The organism is Pseudomonas sp. DW-iso3 (genome assembly GCF_058725305.1).
On sequence record NZ_JBZXDZ010000009.1, the window covers coordinates 22,772 to 42,463 of the forward strand.

General features: G+C 59.3%; 14 protein-coding genes. 10 read left to right on the forward strand and 4 right to left on the reverse strand.

Going from position 1 to position 19,692, the window contains the following annotated elements:
* Nucleotides 1-5 precede the first annotated feature (5 nt).
* The 10 genes from AC4PS7_RS24270 to AC4PS7_RS24315 all read left to right on the forward strand — a co-directional run bounded on the left by AC4PS7_RS24270 (nt 6) and on the right by AC4PS7_RS24315 (nt 14,878).
* Nucleotides 6-1,433, forward strand: coding sequence for a sigma-54-dependent transcriptional regulator (locus tag AC4PS7_RS24270; RefSeq protein ID WP_021492886.1), 1,428 nt, complete (start codon nt 6-8; stop codon nt 1,431-1,433).
* Between the two features lie 697 nt (nt 1,434-2,130).
* Nucleotides 2,131-3,534, forward strand: coding sequence for a polynucleotide adenylyltransferase PcnB (locus AC4PS7_RS24275; RefSeq protein ID WP_010206578.1), 1,404 nt, complete (start codon nt 2,131-2,133; stop codon nt 3,532-3,534).
* Between the two features lie 2 nt (nt 3,535-3,536).
* A complete protein-coding gene (folK, locus tag AC4PS7_RS24280) occupies nt 3,537-4,022 on the forward strand; it encodes a 2-amino-4-hydroxy-6-hydroxymethyldihydropteridine diphosphokinase (RefSeq protein ID WP_183703519.1) in 486 nt (161 codons plus the stop codon).
* A 307-nt stretch (nt 4,023-4,329) separates the two neighbouring features.
* Nucleotides 4,330-5,130: a 3-methyl-2-oxobutanoate hydroxymethyltransferase gene (panB, locus tag AC4PS7_RS24285; protein ID WP_010206582.1), complete on the forward strand. Its 801-nt coding sequence runs from the start codon at nt 4,330-4,332 to the stop codon at nt 5,128-5,130.
* On the forward strand, nt 5,127-5,978 hold the full coding sequence (gene panC, locus AC4PS7_RS24290; RefSeq protein WP_021492887.1) for a pantoate--beta-alanine ligase: 852 nt from the start codon (nt 5,127-5,129) through the stop codon (nt 5,976-5,978). Before panB ends, panC begins: the two co-directional genes overlap by 4 nt.
* A gap of 226 nt (nt 5,979-6,204) precedes the next feature.
* On the forward strand, nt 6,205-7,869 hold the full coding sequence (gene pgi / locus AC4PS7_RS24295; protein ID WP_492179789.1) for a glucose-6-phosphate isomerase: 1,665 nt from the start codon (nt 6,205-6,207) through the stop codon (nt 7,867-7,869).
* A 105-nt stretch (nt 7,870-7,974) separates the two neighbouring features.
* Nucleotides 7,975-9,912: an acetate--CoA ligase gene (gene acs / locus AC4PS7_RS24300; RefSeq protein WP_154847213.1), complete on the forward strand. Its 1,938-nt coding sequence runs from the start codon at nt 7,975-7,977 to the stop codon at nt 9,910-9,912.
* Nucleotides 9,913-9,928: 16 nt separating this feature from the next.
* A complete protein-coding gene (locus AC4PS7_RS24305) occupies nt 9,929-10,798 on the forward strand; it encodes an oxygenase MpaB family protein (RefSeq protein WP_010206586.1) in 870 nt (289 codons plus the stop codon).
* 57 nt (nt 10,799-10,855) lie between these two features.
* Nucleotides 10,856-11,872 (forward strand): class I SAM-dependent rRNA methyltransferase, encoded by a 1,017-nt coding sequence (locus AC4PS7_RS24310; RefSeq protein ID WP_010206587.1) that lies wholly within the window; start codon nt 10,856-10,858, stop codon nt 11,870-11,872.
* 87 nt (nt 11,873-11,959) lie between these two features.
* Nucleotides 11,960-14,878 carry a DUF748 domain-containing protein gene (locus tag AC4PS7_RS24315; RefSeq protein ID WP_305375328.1) on the forward strand — a complete coding sequence of 973 codons (2,919 nt, stop codon included), beginning with the start codon at nt 11,960-11,962 and terminating at the stop codon, nt 14,876-14,878.
* A gap of 291 nt (nt 14,879-15,169) precedes the next feature.
* On the opposite strand, the gene AC4PS7_RS24320 is transcribed toward AC4PS7_RS24315, so the two are convergent.
* From AC4PS7_RS24320 to truB, 4 genes are all read right to left on the reverse strand, one after another.
* Nucleotides 15,170-15,790: a BON domain-containing protein gene (locus tag AC4PS7_RS24320; RefSeq protein ID WP_010206591.1), complete on the reverse strand. Its 621-nt coding sequence runs from the start codon at nt 15,788-15,790 to the stop codon at nt 15,170-15,172.
* Between the two features lie 295 nt (nt 15,791-16,085).
* A complete protein-coding gene (gene pnp / locus AC4PS7_RS24325) occupies nt 16,086-18,191 on the reverse strand; it encodes a polyribonucleotide nucleotidyltransferase (protein ID WP_010206593.1) in 2,106 nt (701 codons plus the stop codon).
* 195 nt (nt 18,192-18,386) lie between these two features.
* Nucleotides 18,387-18,656: a 30S ribosomal protein S15 gene (rpsO, locus tag AC4PS7_RS24330; RefSeq protein WP_003177875.1), complete on the reverse strand. Its 270-nt coding sequence runs from the start codon at nt 18,654-18,656 to the stop codon at nt 18,387-18,389.
* A 115-nt stretch (nt 18,657-18,771) separates the two neighbouring features.
* Nucleotides 18,772-19,689, reverse strand: coding sequence for a tRNA pseudouridine(55) synthase TruB (gene truB, locus AC4PS7_RS24335; protein WP_010206595.1), 918 nt, complete (start codon nt 19,687-19,689; stop codon nt 18,772-18,774).
* Between the last annotated feature and the right edge of the window lie 3 nt (nt 19,690-19,692).

The following is a 19,692-nucleotide window of genomic DNA, read 5'->3' on the forward strand; positions in this document are numbered from 1 at the left end:
AATCAATGCCGCACATTTTGATCGTCGAAGACGAAACCATCATCCGCTCTGCCTTGCGTCGCCTGCTTGAACGTAATCAGTACCAAGTCAGCGAAGCCGGCTCGGTGCAGGAAGCCCAGGAGCGTTTCAGCATTCCCACGTTCGACCTGATTGTCAGTGACCTGCGTCTGCCTGGCGCGCCTGGCACCGAGTTGATCAAGCTTGGCCAGGGCACCCCGGTGCTGATCATGACCAGCTACGCCAGCCTGCGCTCGGCAGTGGACTCCATGAAGATGGGCGCGGTGGACTACATCGCCAAGCCTTTCGACCATGACGAGATGCTTCAGGCCGTGGCCCGCATCCTGCGGGACCGCCAGTCGGCCAGCAGTGCGCCCGCCGAGCAACGTCCGGCGGGAAAAGCCGCCGACAAACCAGGCGTCGACAACAGCAACGGCGAGATCGGCATCATCGGCTCCTGCCCACCGATGCAGGACCTGTACGGCAAGATCCGCAAAGTCGCGCCGACTGACTCAAATGTCTTGATCCAGGGCGAGTCGGGCACCGGTAAAGAGCTGGTGGCCCGCGCGCTGCACAATCTGTCCAAACGCGCCAAGGCGCCGATGATCTCGGTGAACTGCGCGGCGATCCCCGAATCCCTGATCGAGTCCGAACTGTTCGGCCACGAGAAAGGCGCGTTTACCGGTGCAAGCGCCGGGCGTGCGGGCCTGGTGGAAGCGGCGGACGGCGGCACGCTGTTCCTCGATGAGATCGGCGAACTGCCGCTGGAAGCACAAGCGCGGTTGCTGCGTGTGCTTCAGGAAGGTGAAATCCGCCGGGTAGGCTCGGTGCAATCGCAAAAGGTCGATGTGCGCCTGATCGCGGCGACCCACCGCGACCTCAAGAGCCTGGCCAAGATCGGCCAGTTCCGTGAAGACCTGTATTACCGCCTGCACGTGATCGCCCTCAAGCTGCCGGCCCTGCGTGAACGTGGCGCCGACGTCAACGAGATCGCCCACGCCTTCCTGCTGCGCCAGAGCGCACGCATCAACCGTACCGACCTGAAGTTTGCGCCGGACGCTGAGCAGGCGATTCGGCATTATTCGTGGCCTGGTAACGTGCGCGAGCTGGAAAACGCGGTTGAACGTGCGGTGATCCTGTCCGAAAGCCCGGAAATTTCCGCCGAGCTGCTGGGCATCGATATCGAGCTGAGTGACCTGGAGGACGATGATTTCATCGGCCTGGCGCCCTCACAGGGCGGTAGCAATACCAGCCATGAGCCGACTGAGGATCTGTCACTGGAGGATTACTTCCAGCATTTTGTCCTTGAGCATCAGGACCATATGACCGAGACCGAGCTGGCGCGCAAACTGGGCGTGAGCCGTAAATGCCTGTGGGAACGCCGCCAGCGCCTGGGCATTCCTCGACGCAAGACCGGAGTCGCCAGCGAGAGTTGAGGGGGCGCCCCCACAGGTAACACCCACAGAGGTGAAAAAACTGTTACCGCGGATATTTCGCGTAACAAAAGCCGGGGCTTACGGTAACGAAGCCCCGGCTTTTTTTGGTCCGTCAAAAACCCGAAACCACCTCAACCCCCTGTTTTTACTGGGCGGCGCAAAAGTTGGCACGCACCCTGCTATATGCTTAGTACAAAAACAATAACAAGCTTTGTACAAGACAATAAAAATAAGACGAATCGACTCACGCATAACAAAAACAACACGGCGGAGGCGCAGCTAATTGATTCTTTTGGAGAGGCGTTGCATTTGGGGCTTGCCCCGCAACCAGGCCGAGAACAACAAAAACTGCCCTAAGGCAGAGCCTGAACTGGTTGGATCGTAGATCAGCAACACAGCGACCAAAGCAATCCGTTTGCTCTTGACTCCCGATTGGGAGTGTCATGAAGGTGAAACTTCATGGCGAGGGCGATCAACAAAAACAAGAAGCCCGAAACCAATAATAAAAATAGAGCACGCAACTACTTCTGGGGGAGCTTCGGCTCCCCTTGTAGTTTCTGCGATTTGACCTTTCAACGCTTACGGCGCAATGCCTGCAGCTTGTTCCTACACCATCCCCTGACTAAATGCTAGAATCCCCGCCCATCATGCGGTCATTCTTCGTTATGGCCGAACATTCCTTCAAACAGTGCATCCCATGCTGAAGAAGTTGTTCCAGTCATTCCGTTCTCCCTTGCGTCGTACGCAACACAAACGCAGCACGCCTGAAGTGCTCAACAGCAGCCAACATTCGCTGCAACGCGCTCAATTCAGCCGTTACGCCGTGAACATCGTCGAACGTTTGCAGAACGCCGGCTACCAGGCTTATCTGGTGGGCGGGTGCGTTCGCGACATGCTGCTCAATATCACACCCAAGGACTTCGACGTCGCCACCAGCGCCACGCCTGAGCAAGTGCGTGCCGAATTCCGCAATGCGCGGATCATCGGCCGACGCTTCAAGCTGGTGCATATTCACTTCGGTCGCGAAATCATCGAAGTCGCGACGTTCCGTGCCGGCCATCCGCAAAACGATGAAGAGGAAGACACCAATCAGTCCTCCCGCAACGAAAGCGGGCGCATCCTGCGCGACAACGTTTACGGCACCCTGGAAGAAGACGCGCAACGCCGCGACTTCACCATCAACGCCCTGTATTACGACCCGGTCAGCGAGCGCATCCTCGATTACGCCAATGGCGTACACGACATTCGCAACAACCTGATCCGCCTGATCGGTGACCCCGTCCAGCGCTACCAGGAAGACCCGGTACGCATGCTGCGGGCCGTGCGTTTTGCTGCCAAGCTGAACTTCGGCATCGAGCGCCATACCGCCGCGCCGATTCGCGAACTGGCCCCGATGCTGCGAGAGATCCCCTCGGCGCGCCTGTTCGAAGAAGTGCTCAAACTATTCCTCTCGGGTTATGCCGCCGACACCTTTGAAATGCTGGTGGATCTGCAGTTGTTCGACCCGCTGTTCCCGGCCAGCGCCGAGGCTTTGGAATACAACCCGACGTACACCCACACCCTGATCAGCGAAGCGCTGATCAACACCGACCTGCGCATCAAGCAGAACAAGCCGGTCACCCCGGCGTTCCTGTTTGCAGCGCTGTTGTGGCCAGCCTTGCCCAAACGCGTACTGCGCTTGCAGGAACGTGGCATGCCGCCGATCCCGGCCATGCAGGAAGCCGCCCATGAGTTGATCGCCGAGCAGTGCCAGCGCATCGCCATCCCGAAACGCTTCACCATGCCGATCCGCGAGATCTGGGACATGCAGGAGCGTCTGCCACGCCGCAGCGGCAAACGCGCTGACCTGTTGCTGGACAACCCACGCTTCCGCGCCGGCTACGACTTCCTGCTGCTGCGCGAAAGTGCCGGCGAGCAGACCGACGGCCTGGGCGAATGGTGGACCGATTACCAGGACGCCAATGACAGCGGGCGCCGCGACATGATTCGTGAGCTCGGCAGCAAAGGCGATGGCGAAGGCGCCGGCCCTAAGAAGCGTCGTCGCAGCGGCACCAAACGCAAGCGCAGTTCGGCTGACGCCTCGGGCGCTGCGGGCGAATAAACGTGGAACGCATCTACATCGGCATGGGCAGCAACCTGGCTGCCCCGGCTCAGCAATTGCGCAGCGCTGTCGAAGCACTGGCACGATTGCCAGGCACCACCGTCGCCGGCGTCTCCGCCTTTTATCAAAGTGACTCCCTGCTCCCAGGCCAACCGCGCTATACCAATGCGGTTGCTGCCTTGGACAGCAACCTTGCGCCCCTGGAGTTGCTGGATGCGCTGCAAGCCATCGAGAACGACCAAGGCCGCGAACGCCTTGAGCGCTGGGGCCCACGCACGCTCGACCTGGACATCCTGTTGTTTGGCGATCGCCTGATCGACGAGCCGCGCCTCAAGGTGCCGCACTATCAAATGCACCTGCGGGCGTTTGTGCTGTATCCGCTGGCTGAACTGGCGCCCGTCGCGCTGCAACTGCCCAACGGGCAGACGCTCAGCGAAGTGCTGGCCGCCTGCCCGTTTGTCGGCCTGGAACGCCTGCCCCAAGACTGACTCGCTCAATGTGGGAGCTGGCTTGCCAGCTCCCACATTTCGATCACCTGCGCACTCAAAATCGCTTTCCCACTTGCTGAATCGCGTCAGTAACAGCGGTAACACCGCCATCGTAACAATGCGGTAACACATCCAATTGACTTCCCGTGCCCTCCTCACGACTATAGGCGTCCCGCTGCCGCCAACCCGGCGCTAAAGGGCGCAATCCAGGCCTTATAAGCACTGCTCTCAAGACGGTGCGCCTGTATAAACGAAGACTCACGCGCGTTACTCGCTGTTTCCAAGCGCCTGAACGAGGACCCTTTTCATGCCAGACATTACCCTGACCACCTTGCAGAGCCTCAAGCTCAAAGGTGAAAAAATCACCATGCTGACCTGCTATGACGCCACCTTCGCCCACGCCAGTTGCCAGGCGGGTGTTGAAGTGCTGCTGGTGGGCGACTCCCTGGGCATGGTTCTTCAAGGGAATGACAGCACCCTGCCCGTCACCACCGATGAACTTGCGTACCACACCGCCAGCGTCAAGCGCGGCAACGATGGTGCCTTCATCATCGCCGACCTGCCGTTCATGGGTTACGCGACGCTCGAACAGACGTTCCAGAATGCCGGCAAGCTGATGCAAGCCGGTGCGCACATGATCAAAGTTGAAGGCGCAGTGTGGCTGGCCGAGTCGATCCGCCTGCTGGCGGAACGCGGCGTGCCGGTGTGTGCGCACATGGGCCTGACGCCACAGTCGGTGAACATCCTCGGCGGCTACAAGGTACAAGGCCGCAATGAGGCCCAGGCGCGGCAGATGCGCGCGGATGCCATCGCCCTGGAACAGGCGGGCGCGGCAATGATCCTGCTCGAATGCGTGCCGAGCGAGCTGGCGGCAGAAATTACTCAGGCGGTGAAGGTACCGGTGATCGGCATTGGCGCAGGCTCGGCCACCGATGGCCAGGTGCTGGTATTGCACGACATGCTCGGCCTGTCGATCAGCGGCCGTGTGCCGAAGTTCGTGAAGAACTTCATGGCCGGCCAGGACAGCATTCACGCCGCACTGAGTGCCTACGTCGCCGAAGTCAAAGCGGTGACCTTCCCTGGCGCCGAACACGGATTTTCTGCATGAACACCGTAAAAACCGTACGTGAACTGCGGGCCGCTGTGACCCACGCCCGCAATGCCGGCAAGCGCATTGGCTTTGTGCCGACCATGGGCAACCTGCACAGCGGCCATGCCACTTTGGTGACCAAGGCCGCCCAGCAGGCGGATTTCGTAGTCGCCAGCATCTTCGTCAACCCGTTGCAGTTTGGCGCCGGCGAAGACCTGGACAAGTATCCGCGCACGCTGGCAGCCGACCAGGAAAAGCTGCTGCAAGCCGGCTGCAACCTGTTATTCGCGCCCACCGTCGAGGAAATGTACCCCGGCGGCATGACCGGCCAGACCCGTGTCAGCGTGCCGCAACTGTCTGAAGGCCTGTGCGGCGCCAGCCGTCCGGGGCACTTCGAAGGCGTGGCGACGGTGGTCAGCAAGCTGTTCAATATGGTCCAGCCGGACATGGCGGTATTTGGCCAGAAGGATTACCAGCAACTGGCGGTGATCCGCGCCATGGTTCATGACCTGAACATGCCGATCCAAATCATTGGCGAGCCCACCGTACGCGCCGACGACGGTCTCGCGCTATCGTCGCGCAACGGCTACCTCTCCGACGAACAACGGGCCATTGCGCCGGTGCTGTACCGCTGCCTCAGCCAGATCGGTGCAGCGATCAAAGCCGGTGACCACGACTTTGCCAAGCTGCGTGCCGAACAGGTCCAGCAGATCGAAGCCGCCGGGCTGCGCCTGGACTACCTCGAAGTGCGCCAGGGCGTGCATTTGCGCCCGGCCACGGCCGAGGACCGGGATATCGTGATACTGGTAGCCGCTTATCTGGGCGCCACCCGACTCATCGACAATCTGCACCTGACCCTCGACTGACCCGCTCCAAATTGCCCTCCTCGTTGCGTAAATAAAAAGTGCCGGTATAAAAAAGTACCGGCCTGAGCGCAGACAAAGCCAAGACATATCGACACGCTAGGTTTAATGTAATCGCCCTGCGCTATGGTTAGCGCTGTCCGGAACCCATTGCTTGATGAAAGACTGGACGTTCCGGGCTTAGAAGTGTCCTAAAGGCAGTCCCCGTAATAAAAGGAAACCCGCAGCGATGGCGTACTACCGCACCCCTCATGACGTTACCGCTATGCCCGCCTGGCAAGCGCTCAATCAACATCGCCAAGCCATGCAGGATTTCAGCATGCGCGAAGCGTTCAATGCCGATCCACAGCGTTTTTCCCAGTTCACCCTGAGCAGCTGCGGACTTTTCCTCGATTACTCGAAAAACCTGATCACCAGCGAAACCCGCGACCTGCTCGTGGGCCTCGCCGAAGAAGTCGGCCTCAAAGACGCGATCAACTCGCTGTATGCCGGTGAGCCGGTCAACTCCTCCGAAGGCCGCCCGGCCCTGCACACCGCCCTGCGCCGCCCGGTGGGCGACAAGCTGTCGGTGAACGGCGTGAACATCATGCCGGACGTGCACAAGGTGCTGAACCAGATCACTGACCTGGTCGGCCGCATCCACGACGGCCTGTGGCGTGGCTACACCGAGAAGCCGATCACCGACGTGGTGAACATCGGTATCGGTGGCTCGTTCCTCGGTCCGGAGCTGGTCTCCGAAGCGCTGTTGTCCTACGCCCACAAAGGCGTGCGCTGCCATTACCTGGCGAACATTGACGGCAGCGAGTTCCATGAGCTGACCATGAAGCTGCGCGCCGAGACCACGCTGTTCATCGTTTCGTCGAAATCCTTCAACACCCTGGAAACCCTGAAAAACGCCCAGGCCGCTCGCGCCTGGTACCTGGCCCAGGGTGGCTCGGAAGCCGAGCTGTACCGCCACTTCATCGCCGTATCGAGCAATAACGCGGCGGCGGTGGCCTTTGGTATCCGTGAAGAAAACATCTTCCCGATGTGGGACTGGGTTGGCGGACGGTACTCGCTGTGGTCGGCCATCGGCTTGCCAATCGCCCTGGCGATCGGCATGTCCAACTTCAAGGAACTGCTGTCCGGTGCCTACACCATGGACCAGCATTTCCAGAACGCCCCCTTCGAAGCCAACATGCCGGTGCTGCTGGGCCTGCTGGGTGTGTGGTACGGCAACTTCTGGGGCGCGCAGAGCCATGCGATCCTGCCGTACGACCACTACCTGCGTAACATTACCAAACACTTGCAACAGCTGGACATGGAATCCAACGGTAAGAGCGTGCGCCAGGATGGCACCCCAGTGGGGACCGATACCGGTCCAGTGATCTGGGGTGGCGTGGGTTGCAACGGTCAGCACGCCTATCACCAGTTGCTGCACCAGGGGACCCAACTGATCCCGGCCGACTTCATCGTGCCGATCGTCAGCTTCAACCCGGTGTCCGACCACCATCAGTGGCTCTACGCCAACTGCCTGTCCCAGAGCCAGGCACTGATGCTCGGCAAGACCCGCGCTGAAGCCGAAGCCGAGCTGCGCGACAAGGGCATCCCGGAAGAAGACGTGCAGAAGCTGGCACCGCACAAGGTGATTCCGGGCAACCGCCCGAGCAACACCATTGTGGTTGAGCGCATCAGCCCGCGTCGCCTGGGTGCGCTGGTCGCGATGTATGAGCACAAAGTGTTCGTGCAGAGCGTGATCTGGGGTATCAACGCGTTCGACCAATGGGGTGTGGAACTGGGTAAAGAGCTGGGCAAGGGCGTCTACAACCGCCTGACCGGCGCCGAAGAAACCTCGGCCGAGGATGCTTCGACCCAGGGCCTGATCAACTACTTCCGCGGTCGTCACCGCGGCTGATCCAGGTATCGCAAGGCCAACATCCGTTTGGACGTTGGCCTTGAACCCTCACCGTGCAGGGTGCATCTTTATGACTTGTCGCAAAAACAAGAATAAGGATTGCTCATGTTCGATATCAGCACGTTCCCCACCGCCGATGCCGTCCGTCGGGCTGCGCAACTCAGTCAAGAGGACTATAAGCGCCTCTATCGCCAATCCATCGAACAGCCGGATACCTTCTGGGCCGAACAGGCCAAAGGCTTTCTCGACTGGATAACCCCGTGGCACACCGTTCAACGCTCAGACATCAACACCGGCGCCGCCCATTGGTTTGCCGGCGGCCAACTGAACGTCAGCTACAACTGCATCGACCGCCACCTGGCGCAACGCGCCGAGCAGCCGGCCTTCATCTGGGAAGGCGATGATCCTGCAAAGTCTTGCAAAATCACCTACCGCCAACTGCACCAGAACGTCAGCCGCCTGGCCAATGTGCTGAAAAGCCGTGGCGTAAAGAAAGGCGACCGGGTGTGCATCTACATGCCGATGATCCCCGAAGCCGCCTACGCCATGCTCGCCTGTACGCGGATTGGCGCGGTGCATTCCGTGGTATTTGGTGGCTTCTCGCCGGACGCCCTGCGCGACCGCATTCAAGACGCCGACTGCCGCACCGTGATCACCGCTGATGAAGGCGTGCGCGGCGGCAAGCCGGTGGCACTTAAGCAGAACGTCGACAAAGCCCTGGCCAGTTGCCCGAACGTGAGCACGGTGCTGGTGGTGGAGCGTACCGGAGCGACCGTCAACTGGAGCGAAGGCCGCGACCTCAAGTATCAACAGGCCCTGGATGCGGCAAGCGACAACTGCCCGCCCGAGCCCATGGATGCCGAAGACCCGTTGTTCATCCTCTACACCTCCGGCAGCACCGGCAAACCCAAAGGCGTGCTGCACACCACCGGCGGCTACCTGCTGCAAGCCGCGATGACCTTCAAATACGTGCTCGACTACCGCGATGGCGAAGTGTTCTGGTGCACCGCCGACGTGGGCTGGGTCACCGGCCACAGTTACATTGTGTACGGCCCGCTGGCCAATGGCGCAACCTCACTGATGTTCGAAGGCGTACCGAGCTACCCGGACAGCTCACGCTTCTGGCAGGTGATCGACAAGCACAAGGTCAATATTTTCTACACCGCGCCCACCGCCTTGCGGGCGTTGATGCGTGAAGGCCACGCGCCGCTGGAAAACACGTCCCGCGCCAGCCTGCGCCTATTGGGCAGCGTCGGCGAACCGATCAACCCGGAAGCCTGGGACTGGTACTTCAACGCCGTCGGCGAACAGCGCTGCCCGATTGTGGATACCTGGTGGCAGACCGAGACCGGCGGCATCATGCTCAGCCCCTTGGTCAGCGCGCAGCGCATCAAGCCCGGCTGCGCGACTCAGCCAATGTTTGGCGTACAGCCCGTATTGCTGGACGAACAGGGTAAAGAGTTCAGCGGCGCCGGCAGTGGCGTGCTGGCGATCAAAGCGAGCTGGCCAGGGCAGATCCGCAGTGTGTATGGTGACCCTCAGCGCATGATCGACACCTATTTCAAGCCCTACCCCGGCTACTACTTCACTGGTGACGGCGCACGGCGTGATGAAGACGGCGACTACTGGATCACCGGGCGCATCGACGATGTGATCAACGTGTCCGGCCACCGTATCGGCACCGCCGAAGTGGAAAGCGCCCTGGTGCTGCATGACCTGGTGGCAGAGGCCGCTGTGGTGGGCTACCCCCATGACGTCAAAGGCCAGGGCATCTATGCCTTTGTGACCCCCATGAATGGGGTGGAACCCGACGATGCGTTGAAAAGGCACCTGCTGGAGTTGGTCAGTAAGGAAATCGGCAGCTTTGCCAAGCCGGAACTGATCCAATGGGCCCCGGCCTTGCCGAAAACCCGCTCCGGCAAGATCATGCGCAGGATTTTGCGCAAGATCGCCTGCAACGAACTCGACAGCCTGGGTGATACCTCGACCCTCGCCGATCCGAATGTCGTAGAGGGCTTGATCGACAAACGCTTGAACCGATAGGAAAACCTGAGTCGCCATGGAATTTATCCGCAGCCGCATCGAAACCCAGTTGATGAGCCTGACCGGCCTGTCGCTGGGCCAACTGGACCTGGAAAACCCCAAGGGCGACCCCGGCCTGTTCGGGCCCGATTCGGTGAGTTGGCAGGTCCATGGCGACTTCAGCAGCATGCTCATCGGCGGCATCAGCGCCTTGATGCTGCAAGCCTTGCATCCATTGGCCCTGGCGGGCGTGTGGGACCACTCGAACTTTCGTCAGGACATGCTCGGGCGCTTGCGGCGTACCTCGCAATTCATCTCGGGTACGACTTTTGGTTCGCGCAAAGACGCTGAATGGCTGATCGAAAAAGTCCGCACCATTCACCTGCAGGTCGTCGGCCATGCTCCGGATGGTCGGCCTTATGCGGCCAGCGACCCGGAATTGCTGACCTGGGTGCATGTGGCGGAGGTCAGTAATTTTCTCGCTGCTCACCTGCGCTATCGCAACCCGCGTCTTTCAGGTCGGGACCAGGACCGTTACTACAGTGAAATTGCCCTGGTTGCCGAACAGTTGGGCGCGCGGCATGTTCCGCGCTCTCGGCAGGAAGTTTCGGATTATCTGGCACGTATCCGCCCGCAATTACTGTGCGACGAGCGCAGCCGAGAAGTGCTGCGGTTGCTTTTGAATGCACCCTCCCCCAGCCTGCTGGCCAAACCCTTTGGCAGCCTGATGATGCAGGCCGGGATCGATCTGCTGCCGGATTGGGCCAGCACCATGCTCGACCAGCACCAGCACCCACTGCAACGCCAGATGATCCGTGCCGGGGTCAGGCGCAGTGCGCCGATGCTGCGCTGGGCGATGCGCAACGGTTCAGTGCAACGGGCCCATCGGCGGATGGGGTTGATGTAGGCGACGGCGCATAGCTGTTAAACTTCGCGCCCTCATTTCCCCAGCAAGGCGCGCTCCATGTCTCCTCTGCATCAGGCGCTGCGCGCCGCCCTCGATCATCGCCAAGACCTGATCAATGAGCTGCACGCCCAAGGCAGCGACTGCTACCGCCTGTTCCATGGCAGCCAGGAAGGCGCCGGCGGCCTGACCGTCGACCGCTACGGCCCGCAATTACTCGTACAGAGCTTCCACCACCCCCTGGAAACCGCAGAACTGCTGGACCTGCATCAACAGGTCAACCAGTGCTTGGGCCTGGAGTTGTTGCTGGTCTACAACGACCGTTCCCGTGGCAACTCGCGCATTGACCGCGACGACACGGTTTATCGTGCCGAGCCCGCTGCACTGGAAGACCTGGTAGGCCACGAGTGGGGCCTCAATTACCGCGTGCGCGGGCGCCATGCCGGGCAAGACCCACTGCTGTTCCTTGATTTGCGTAACACCCGTGGCTGGGTCAAGGCCCACAGTGCCGGCAAAAGTGTGCTGAACCTGTTCGCCTATACCTGCGGCGTAGGCCTGAGCGCGGCCGCCGGGGGTGCGCGTGAGGTGTGCAACCTGGACTTTGCCGAGGGCAACCTGGCGGTCGGTCGTGAAAACGGCTTGCTGAACCCGCAGTTGCCGACCATGGAATTCGTACAGTCCGACTACTTCCCGGCAATTCGCCAACTGGCCGGCCTGCCGATCACCCAGCGCCGCGGGCAAAAGCTGCCCAGTTATCCGCGCCTGGAGCAACGTCAATACGATCTGGTGCTGCTCGATCCGCCAGCCTGGGCCAAGAGCGCGTTCGGCACCGTCGACCTGCTGCGCGACTACCAGAGCCTGCTCAAGCCCGCGCTGCTGGCAACAGCTGATAACGGTGTGCTGATCTGCTGCAACAACTTGGCAAAAGTCAGCATGGAAGACTGGCGTGAACACGTGTTGCGTTGCGCAGAAAAGGCCGGACGTCCCGTGCGTGACTGGAAAGTCATGACGCCAGGTGCGGACTTTCCCTCGCAGGATCAACAGCCACCGCTGAAAACCTTGATACTGCAGCTGTAAGACGTTTCCCAAAGGACCCGTTCTTCGGAACCGAAAACCCGTGCCATACTCCAAGGCACTCCTGATTGACATAGATGGCGCCGCCCCATGCCCAAAGGATTGATTCGCGCCGCTGGCGCCTTGTTGACCGCACTCGCCCTGTACAGCTTGCTGGGCTTCCTGATTCTCCCTGGTGTCGCGCTGCGCATTGCCAACCAGCAACTGGCCAATTACGCCACGGTGCCGGCGCGGATCGAGCGGATCGAGCTCAATCCGTTCAGCCTGGAAGTGACAGCATGGGGGTTGAAAATCGGTGACCCAGGCAAGGAACAGCTGGGATTCGAACGCCTCTACGCCAACCTGCAGATCGACAGCCTCTGGACCCGCGCCCTGCACCTGGCAGATATACAACTGGACAAACCCAAGACCGAGCTGCTCTTCGACAAGTCCGGCCAATTGAACCTCGCGCAGTTGTTCAAATTGCCGCCCAGCGAGCCGACCCCGACCGATCCGAATGCCAAGCCGTTTCCGCTGCGCATAGACAGCATCAAGCTGGCCGGCGGCTATGTGCATTTTGAAGACTTGCGCCCCAGCGAGCCCATCGAATTCCTCTACGACAAGCTCGACTTCGAGCTGAAGAACCTCAGTACCCTGCCTGAAGACAACGCCGATATGACGTTGGTGGCAGCCGGGCCTGAAGGCGGGCAGATCGACTGGAAAGGTAATTTCAGCCTGGTGCCGATGACTTCCGAGGGCACATTGAAAGTCACCGATGGCAAGATGAAAGCCTGGTGGCCCTACGTACGCGACGCACTGCCCTTGGTACTGGAAGACGGCGTGCTCAACTTCAGCACCGCGTACAAGTTCAGCCTGGCCAAAGAGACCGAACTGAACCTCACCAACACCGCCGCCAGCATCGCGCCGTTTGCCATCAAGGCGCCTGACGGCCGCCCCTTGGTGCGCCTGGAGCGCCTGGACGTCAGCGAAACGACGGTAGACCTCGCCAAACAGCAGGTTATCGTTGGCAAGATCCGCAGCAACAAACTGGAAACCTGGGCGGCGCTCGAAGCGGATGGGCAATTGGACTGGCAGAAACTGTTTGCCAGCCAACCCAGCAAACCGGACTCGGCGTCCGAGCCCAAAAATGCACCCGCCACCGCCGACTCGCCAAAAGCTGAACCCGTCGCGCCAGGCAAGCCTTGGCAAGTGCTGCTCAAGGACGTGCAACTGCGCAACTATCAGGTGCACCTGGCTGACCGTCAGGCCAAGCCGGCGGTCGCGTTGGAAGTCGGCCCGCTGAACGTCGATGTGCAGAACTTCGATAGCCTCAACCAGAGCCCATTCACGTTGAAAGTCGACACGGGCCTGGGCAAGCAGGGCAAGGTTCAGGCGACCGGCGAGGTCAACCTCAACCCGGTCAGCGCCAAGTTGAAAGTGAATACCCAGGACATCGACCTGCGGGTCGCCCAGTCCTATATCAGCCCGTTCATCCGCCTGGAACTGCGTAGCGGCATGCTCGGCAGCAATCTCGATGTGAACCTGAAAAGCACTGATCCCTTGAAGCTCCAGGTTACGGGCCGGGCACAGGTTGACCAGTTGCACACCCTGGATACCCTCAAGACCCGCGACTTCCTCAAATGGCAACGCCTGGTGCTCGAAGGCGTGAACTATCAGCACGGCGACAGCCTGTCGATCGACAAGGTCAACCTGCTGCAGCCCTATGCACGTTTCATGATCAACGATGACCGCACCACCAACGTTGATGACCTGTTGATTCCACAACCTGCTGACAAAACACCCAAGCCCGCCAGCAAGGAAAAGCCGTTGGGCATTCGTATCGGCCAGATCGCGATCAACGACGGTTCGGCCAACTTTGCCGACTTCAGCCTTACGCCTAACTTCGCGACGGCGATTCAACAGCTCAACGGGCAGATCGGCACCATCGACAGTCGCCAGGCCAAACCGGCCAGCGTCGATATCAAAGGCAAGGTTGACCGTTATGCGCCGGTGACCATAAAGGGCAGTGTGAACCCATTCGACCCGATGGCGTCGCTGGATATCGCAACAAGCTTCAAACGCGTAGAGCTGACCACCTTGACGCCCTACTCCGGCAAGTTCGCCGGTTTCCGTATCCGCAAGGGTCGACTGAACCTCGACCTGCACTACGTGATCACCAAAGGCCAACTGAAGGCCGAGAACAAAGTGGTGGTCGAACAATTGCAACTGGGTGAAAAAGTCGACAGCGCCGATGCCGTGGACTTGCCGATTCGCCTGGCAATCGCGTTGCTCAAGGACACTGACGGCAAAATCTCGATCGAACTGCCGGTGACGGGTGACCTGAATAACCCGCAGTTCAGCGTGATGCCAATTGTCTGGCAGACCCTGCGCAACCTGGTGGTGCGTGCAGCGACGGCGCCGTTCAAGTTTATTGGTGGTCTGGTGACGGGCGGCGGCTCGGAAGACCTTGGCAACGTATCGTTCGCCGCTGGCTCCAGCGAACTGAACAAGGATGCTGAAGGCGCCCTGAACACGTTGGCCAAAGCTCTGAAAGAACGCCCTACCCTGCGCCTGGAGATCGAAGGCACAGCGGCGGCCAGCAGCGATGGACCAATCCTGGCGGCCCAACGACTGGAGCGTGAATACCAGTACAACTACTACAAGATTCTTCAGCGGCGTGGAGACAAGGTGCCGGCCCAGGCATCGTTGCTTGTCGTCCCCGAGAAGGAAAAAGCGCCATTGCTGGAAGGCATCTACCGCACTCGCCTGAAACAACAACCACCGGCCGAATGGAAAGACCTGAGCAGCGATGACCGTAGCACGAAGCTTCGTGACGGCGTGATCAAGTTCTGGAGTAGCAGTGACGTGCTGCTGCGCCAACTCGGCCAGGACCGTGCCAGCACCATCAAGGACTACCTGGTGGATAAAGGACAGTTGGAGGATGACCGGGTGTACTTCATCGATGCCAACCTGGGGCAGGCAGAGAAGGATGGGCGGGTGGTGACACCGATGCATCTGGATGCCGAGTAAACCGGCCCCCATACACATCTGAAAGTGAGAGCGGGCTTGCTCGCGAATACGGAGTGTCAGTCACAATATTGTCGACTGAAACGCTGTATTCGCGAGCAAGCCCGCTCCCACATTTGATCTTCATAAACCTACAAAATGTATCCGACCCACAATAGAACAGGCCCCAACACAAGTGCCGGGGCCTGTAATGACCACATCCGTGTGGTCGGTCGCATGAACTCCAGAGGTGCATCAGGTGGATATCTAACTCACCCTAAGCCGCCGCCGTCCAGTCCAGACGAAACGGGTGCGTTACTCTGCTTTCAGGCCATCGGCCGATACAGCTTTAACGCCTTTGATTTTCTTGGTGATGTTCACCGCGGTAGTTTTCTGAGCTTCAGTGACCGGTGCGGTCGAAGACAGGGACACTACGCCTTTGTTGGTTTCGACTTTGATGTCGGTACCAGGAATGCCTTTCTCAGTAACCAGGTCAGCTTTTACTTTGGTGGTGATCCAAGTGTCCGAAGTGGACTCTTTGGCACCTGCAGCTGCGCTTTTGGTTTTGTCGACGTTGTCAGCCTTGGTCGCGCCGCCAGCCAGCAGGCCATCAGCCGATACGGCAGTTACACCTTTGATTTTCTTGGTGATAGCTACGGCAGTCTCTTTTTGCGCGTCCGAGATAGCTACATCCGAAGAGAGGGAAACCACGCCTTTGTTGGTTTCAACCTTAATGTCAGAACCTGGAATGCCTTTTTCGGTCAACAGGTCGGCTTTAACTTTGGTGGTGATCCAAGTGTCAGAAGTAGCTTCCTTGGCCTTGGTAGCTTCACCAGCTGCAAGGGTCATTGGCGCTTGGGAAGTCTGAGCAAAGGCAACGTTAGCACCCATGGCCAGGGTCAGAGCGGTAGCAGTAGCGAGAGCGAACTTCTTCATACGAGTAACTCCTGTTTTATTAAAAATCTGCAGTGCGTAAACCTTGATGCTGCAGCGTTAACAGGGATATTGCAGGCAGTGTGCCAAGTCGTGAACGGCGATTAAATCCTTATAAAACAATGAGTTAAGAAAACAGCTAATTTTCGGAATCGTGCATCTTGCATGAAAGCCCCCGCCTCTGCATGCAAGTTGCGGCTTTTGGATTTTGCTAAGCGGCTGATTTCCCGACATTTTCCCCCAGGCATAAAAAAAGGACTCCGAAGAGTCCTCTTTTTCAGCTGAACGCTTGGGGCGATTAAACGCCCGAAGCCTTGGCTGCTGCTACGTCCTTGATGGACAGCTTGATACGGCCGCGGTTATCCACGTCCAGCACCAGCACTTCCACTTCCTGGCCTTCTTTCAGGATGTCGGTCACTTTCTCAACGCGAGCGTCGCTCAGCATGGAGATGTGAACCAGACCGTCCTTGCCCGGCAGGATGTTGACGAATGCACCGAAGTCGACGATGCGTTCAACCTTACCCACGTAGATCTTGCCGATCTCGGCTTCTGCGGTGATGCCCAGTACGCGCTGACGTGCTGCTTCAGCCGCTTCCTTGGTTTCGCCGAAGATCTTGATCGAGCCATCGTCTTCGATGTCGATCGAAGCCTTGGTCTCTTCGCAGATCGCACGGATAGTCGCGCCGCCTTTACCGATGACATCACGGATTTTGTCGGTGTCGATTTTCATCGCGATCATGGTCGGAGCATTTTCCGACAGCTCGGTACGCGACTGACCAATGATCTGGTTCATCTGGCCGAGGATGTTCAGGCGCGCTTCCAGGGCTTGGCCCAGGGCGATTTCCATGATCTCTTCGGTGATGCCCTTGATCTTGATGTCCATCTGCAGCGCGGTCACACCTTTGGCGGTACCGGCTACTTTGAAGTCCATGTCGCCCAGGTGGTCTTCGTCACCCAGGATGTCGGTCAGGATGGCGAACTTCTCGCCTTCTTTAACCAGACCCATGGCGATACCGGCAACCGGTGCCTTCATCGGCACACCAGCATCCATCAGCGCCAGGGAAGCACCGCAAACGGACGCCATGGAGCTGGAACCGTTGGACTCGGTGATTTCCGAGACAACACGGATGGTGTACGGGAACACGTCAGCGGCAGGCAGCATGGCTGCGATCGAACGACGGGCCAGACGGCCGTGACCGATTTCGCGACGACCAGCGCCACCCATGCGACCACACTCACCTACCGAGAACGGTGGGAAGTTGTAGTGCAGCATGAACGGGTCTTTTTTCTCGCCTTCCAGGGTGTCCAGCAATTGGGCGTCACGGGCGGTGCCCAGGGTCGCGACGACCAGAGCCTGAGTCTCACCACGGGTGAACAGCGCCGAACCGTGAGTCTTTGGCAGAACGCCAACTTCGATGTTCAGCGGACGTACGGTGCGGGTGTCACGACCGTCGATACGTGGCTTGCCGTTAACGATGTTTTCGCGAACGGTGCGGTATTCAATTTCACCGAAAGCCGCTTTAACGTCGCTGGCGGAAGGCTGGCCTTCTTCACCGGACAGCTTGGCGACAACCTGATCCTTCAGCTCGCCCAGACGAGCGTAACGGTCGGCCTTGACAGTGATGGTGTAGGCGTCGGAGATGGCAGCGCCGAACTCGGAGCGGATGGCGCCCAGCAGCTCGGTGGCTTCAGCTTGTGGAGCCCAGGTCCAGGTTGGCTTGGCAGCTTCTGCGGCCAGCTCGGTGACGGCCTTGATAACGGCCTGGAACTCGTCGTGCGCGAACAGTACGGCACCCAGCATCTGGTCTTCGGTCAGCTCTTTGGCTTCCGATTCAACCATCAACACGGCTTCCGAGGTACCGGCGACGACCATGTCCAGGCTCGAGGCTTTCTGTTGCTCGTAAGTCGGGTTCAGCAGGTAGCCGGTGCTTTCGTGAAACGCAACGCGGGCTGCGCCGATCGGACCATCGAAAGGAATGCCGGAGATCGCCAGGGCAGCCGAAGTACCGATCATCGCAGCGATGTCCGGATCGGTCTTTTTGCTGGTGGAAACGACGGTGCAGACAACCTGCACTTCGTTCATGAAGCCTTCTGGGAACAGCGGACGGATCGGACGGTCGATCAGTCGGGAAGTCAGGGTTTCTTTCTCGGAAGGACGGCCTTCGCGCTTGAAGAAACCGCCAGGGATCTTACCGGCAGCGTAAGTCTTTTCCTGGTAGTGAACGGAAAGAGGGAAGAAGCCTTTGCTCGGGTCAGCGGTCTTGGCGCCAACAACGGTCACCAGAACGGTAACGTCGTCGTCAACGGTAACCAGCACTGCGCCGGAGGCTTGACGGGCGATACGGCCTGTCTCGAGGGTAACGGTCGACTGACCGAACTGGAATTTTTTGATAACCGGGTTCACGGTGTCCTACCTTCTTTGTGGCTCTTGGGGGAACTTGTCTTCTTGCGAAATTCTTGGGCAATGTCGGGGATCGGCCCGAACCTGGTCCAGGGTAAAACGTGTATCCAGATAAAACTTGAGGCTGGGAGCCTACCATGGGCCAGCGGGAATCCCACTGACACACGGCAGACAACCAACCTCTAGCGCAATCGCTTATTAGCGACGCAGACCCAGGCGACCGATCAGAGTCTGATAACGACCCAGATCCTTGCCTTTCAGGTAGTCCAGCAGCTTACGGCGCTGGTTTACCATGCGGATCAGACCACGACGGGAGTGGTGATCTTTACCGTTGGCCTTGAAGTGACCTTGCAGCTTGTTGATGTTGTGGGTCAGCAGTGCAACTTGCACTTCTGGCGAACCAGTGTCACCAACAGCTTGCTGATAGTCAGCAACGATTTGTGCTTTTTCTTGAACGTCGAGAGCCATGAGGCAATCCTTTTTTCAGGAAACCACCCAAAGGGCAGTTTCAACAGGCCAGGGACAAATCCCTGTATCTAAAAATGAGTGTTGACCGTGCCTGTTAACAGCCACACTCGTTCGGTCATTCTGACCGAATCAGTCGACGTGGCGCTATACGCCCGTCTTCGCTCACTTCACCGATACCGATAAAGCGACCGTTATGATCCTGTACACGCACCATGCCGAACTTCGGGGCATCCGGGGCACGTACCGGCTGGCCGTTGAGCCAGTAGAACGCGCTATGCTCCGAGAAGTGTAACAACGGCCAATCGAGCAAACCGCTGTCCGATGGCATCAGGAAGCGATCAACCGCTTCGTTGCCGCCTTCGGCATGTACCGCTTCCAACTCTTCCAGCGTGACCGTCTGGGCCAGGCTGAAAGGACCGGCCTGGGTGCGTCGCAGTTCTGCAACGTACGCGCCGCAACCGAGCTTTTCACCGATATCTTCCACCAGGGTACGAATATAGGTGCCTTTGCTGCAGTCCACGGCCAACCGGGCGGTGTCGCCTTCACAGGCGAGTAATTCCAAGCGCGCAATAGTAACAGAACGCGGTTCGCGCTCCACTACTTCGCCCGCACGTGCCAGCTTGTAGAGAGGCTGGCCATCACGCTTGAGAGCCGAGTACATCGGCGGTATCTGACTGATTTCCCCACGAAAACCGGGTAAAACAGCTTCAATATCAGCACGACCAACGGTCACGTCGCGAACCTGCAGAACATCACCTTCGGCGTCGGCCGTGGTGGTGGTCTTGCCCAGTTGCATCAGGGTTTCGTAACCCTTGTCGGAATCAAGCAGGTACTGCGAAAACTTGGTGGCCTCGCCAAAGCACAACGGCAGTACGCCGGTGGCCAGGGGATCGAGGCTGCCGGTGTGCCCGGCCTTTTCGGCGTTGAGCAACCAACGGACCTTCTGCAACGCGGCATTGGAGGTAAAGCCAATAGGCTTGTCGAGCAGAATGATGCCGCTGACGTTGCGACGGATACGTTTGACCTGAGCCACCGC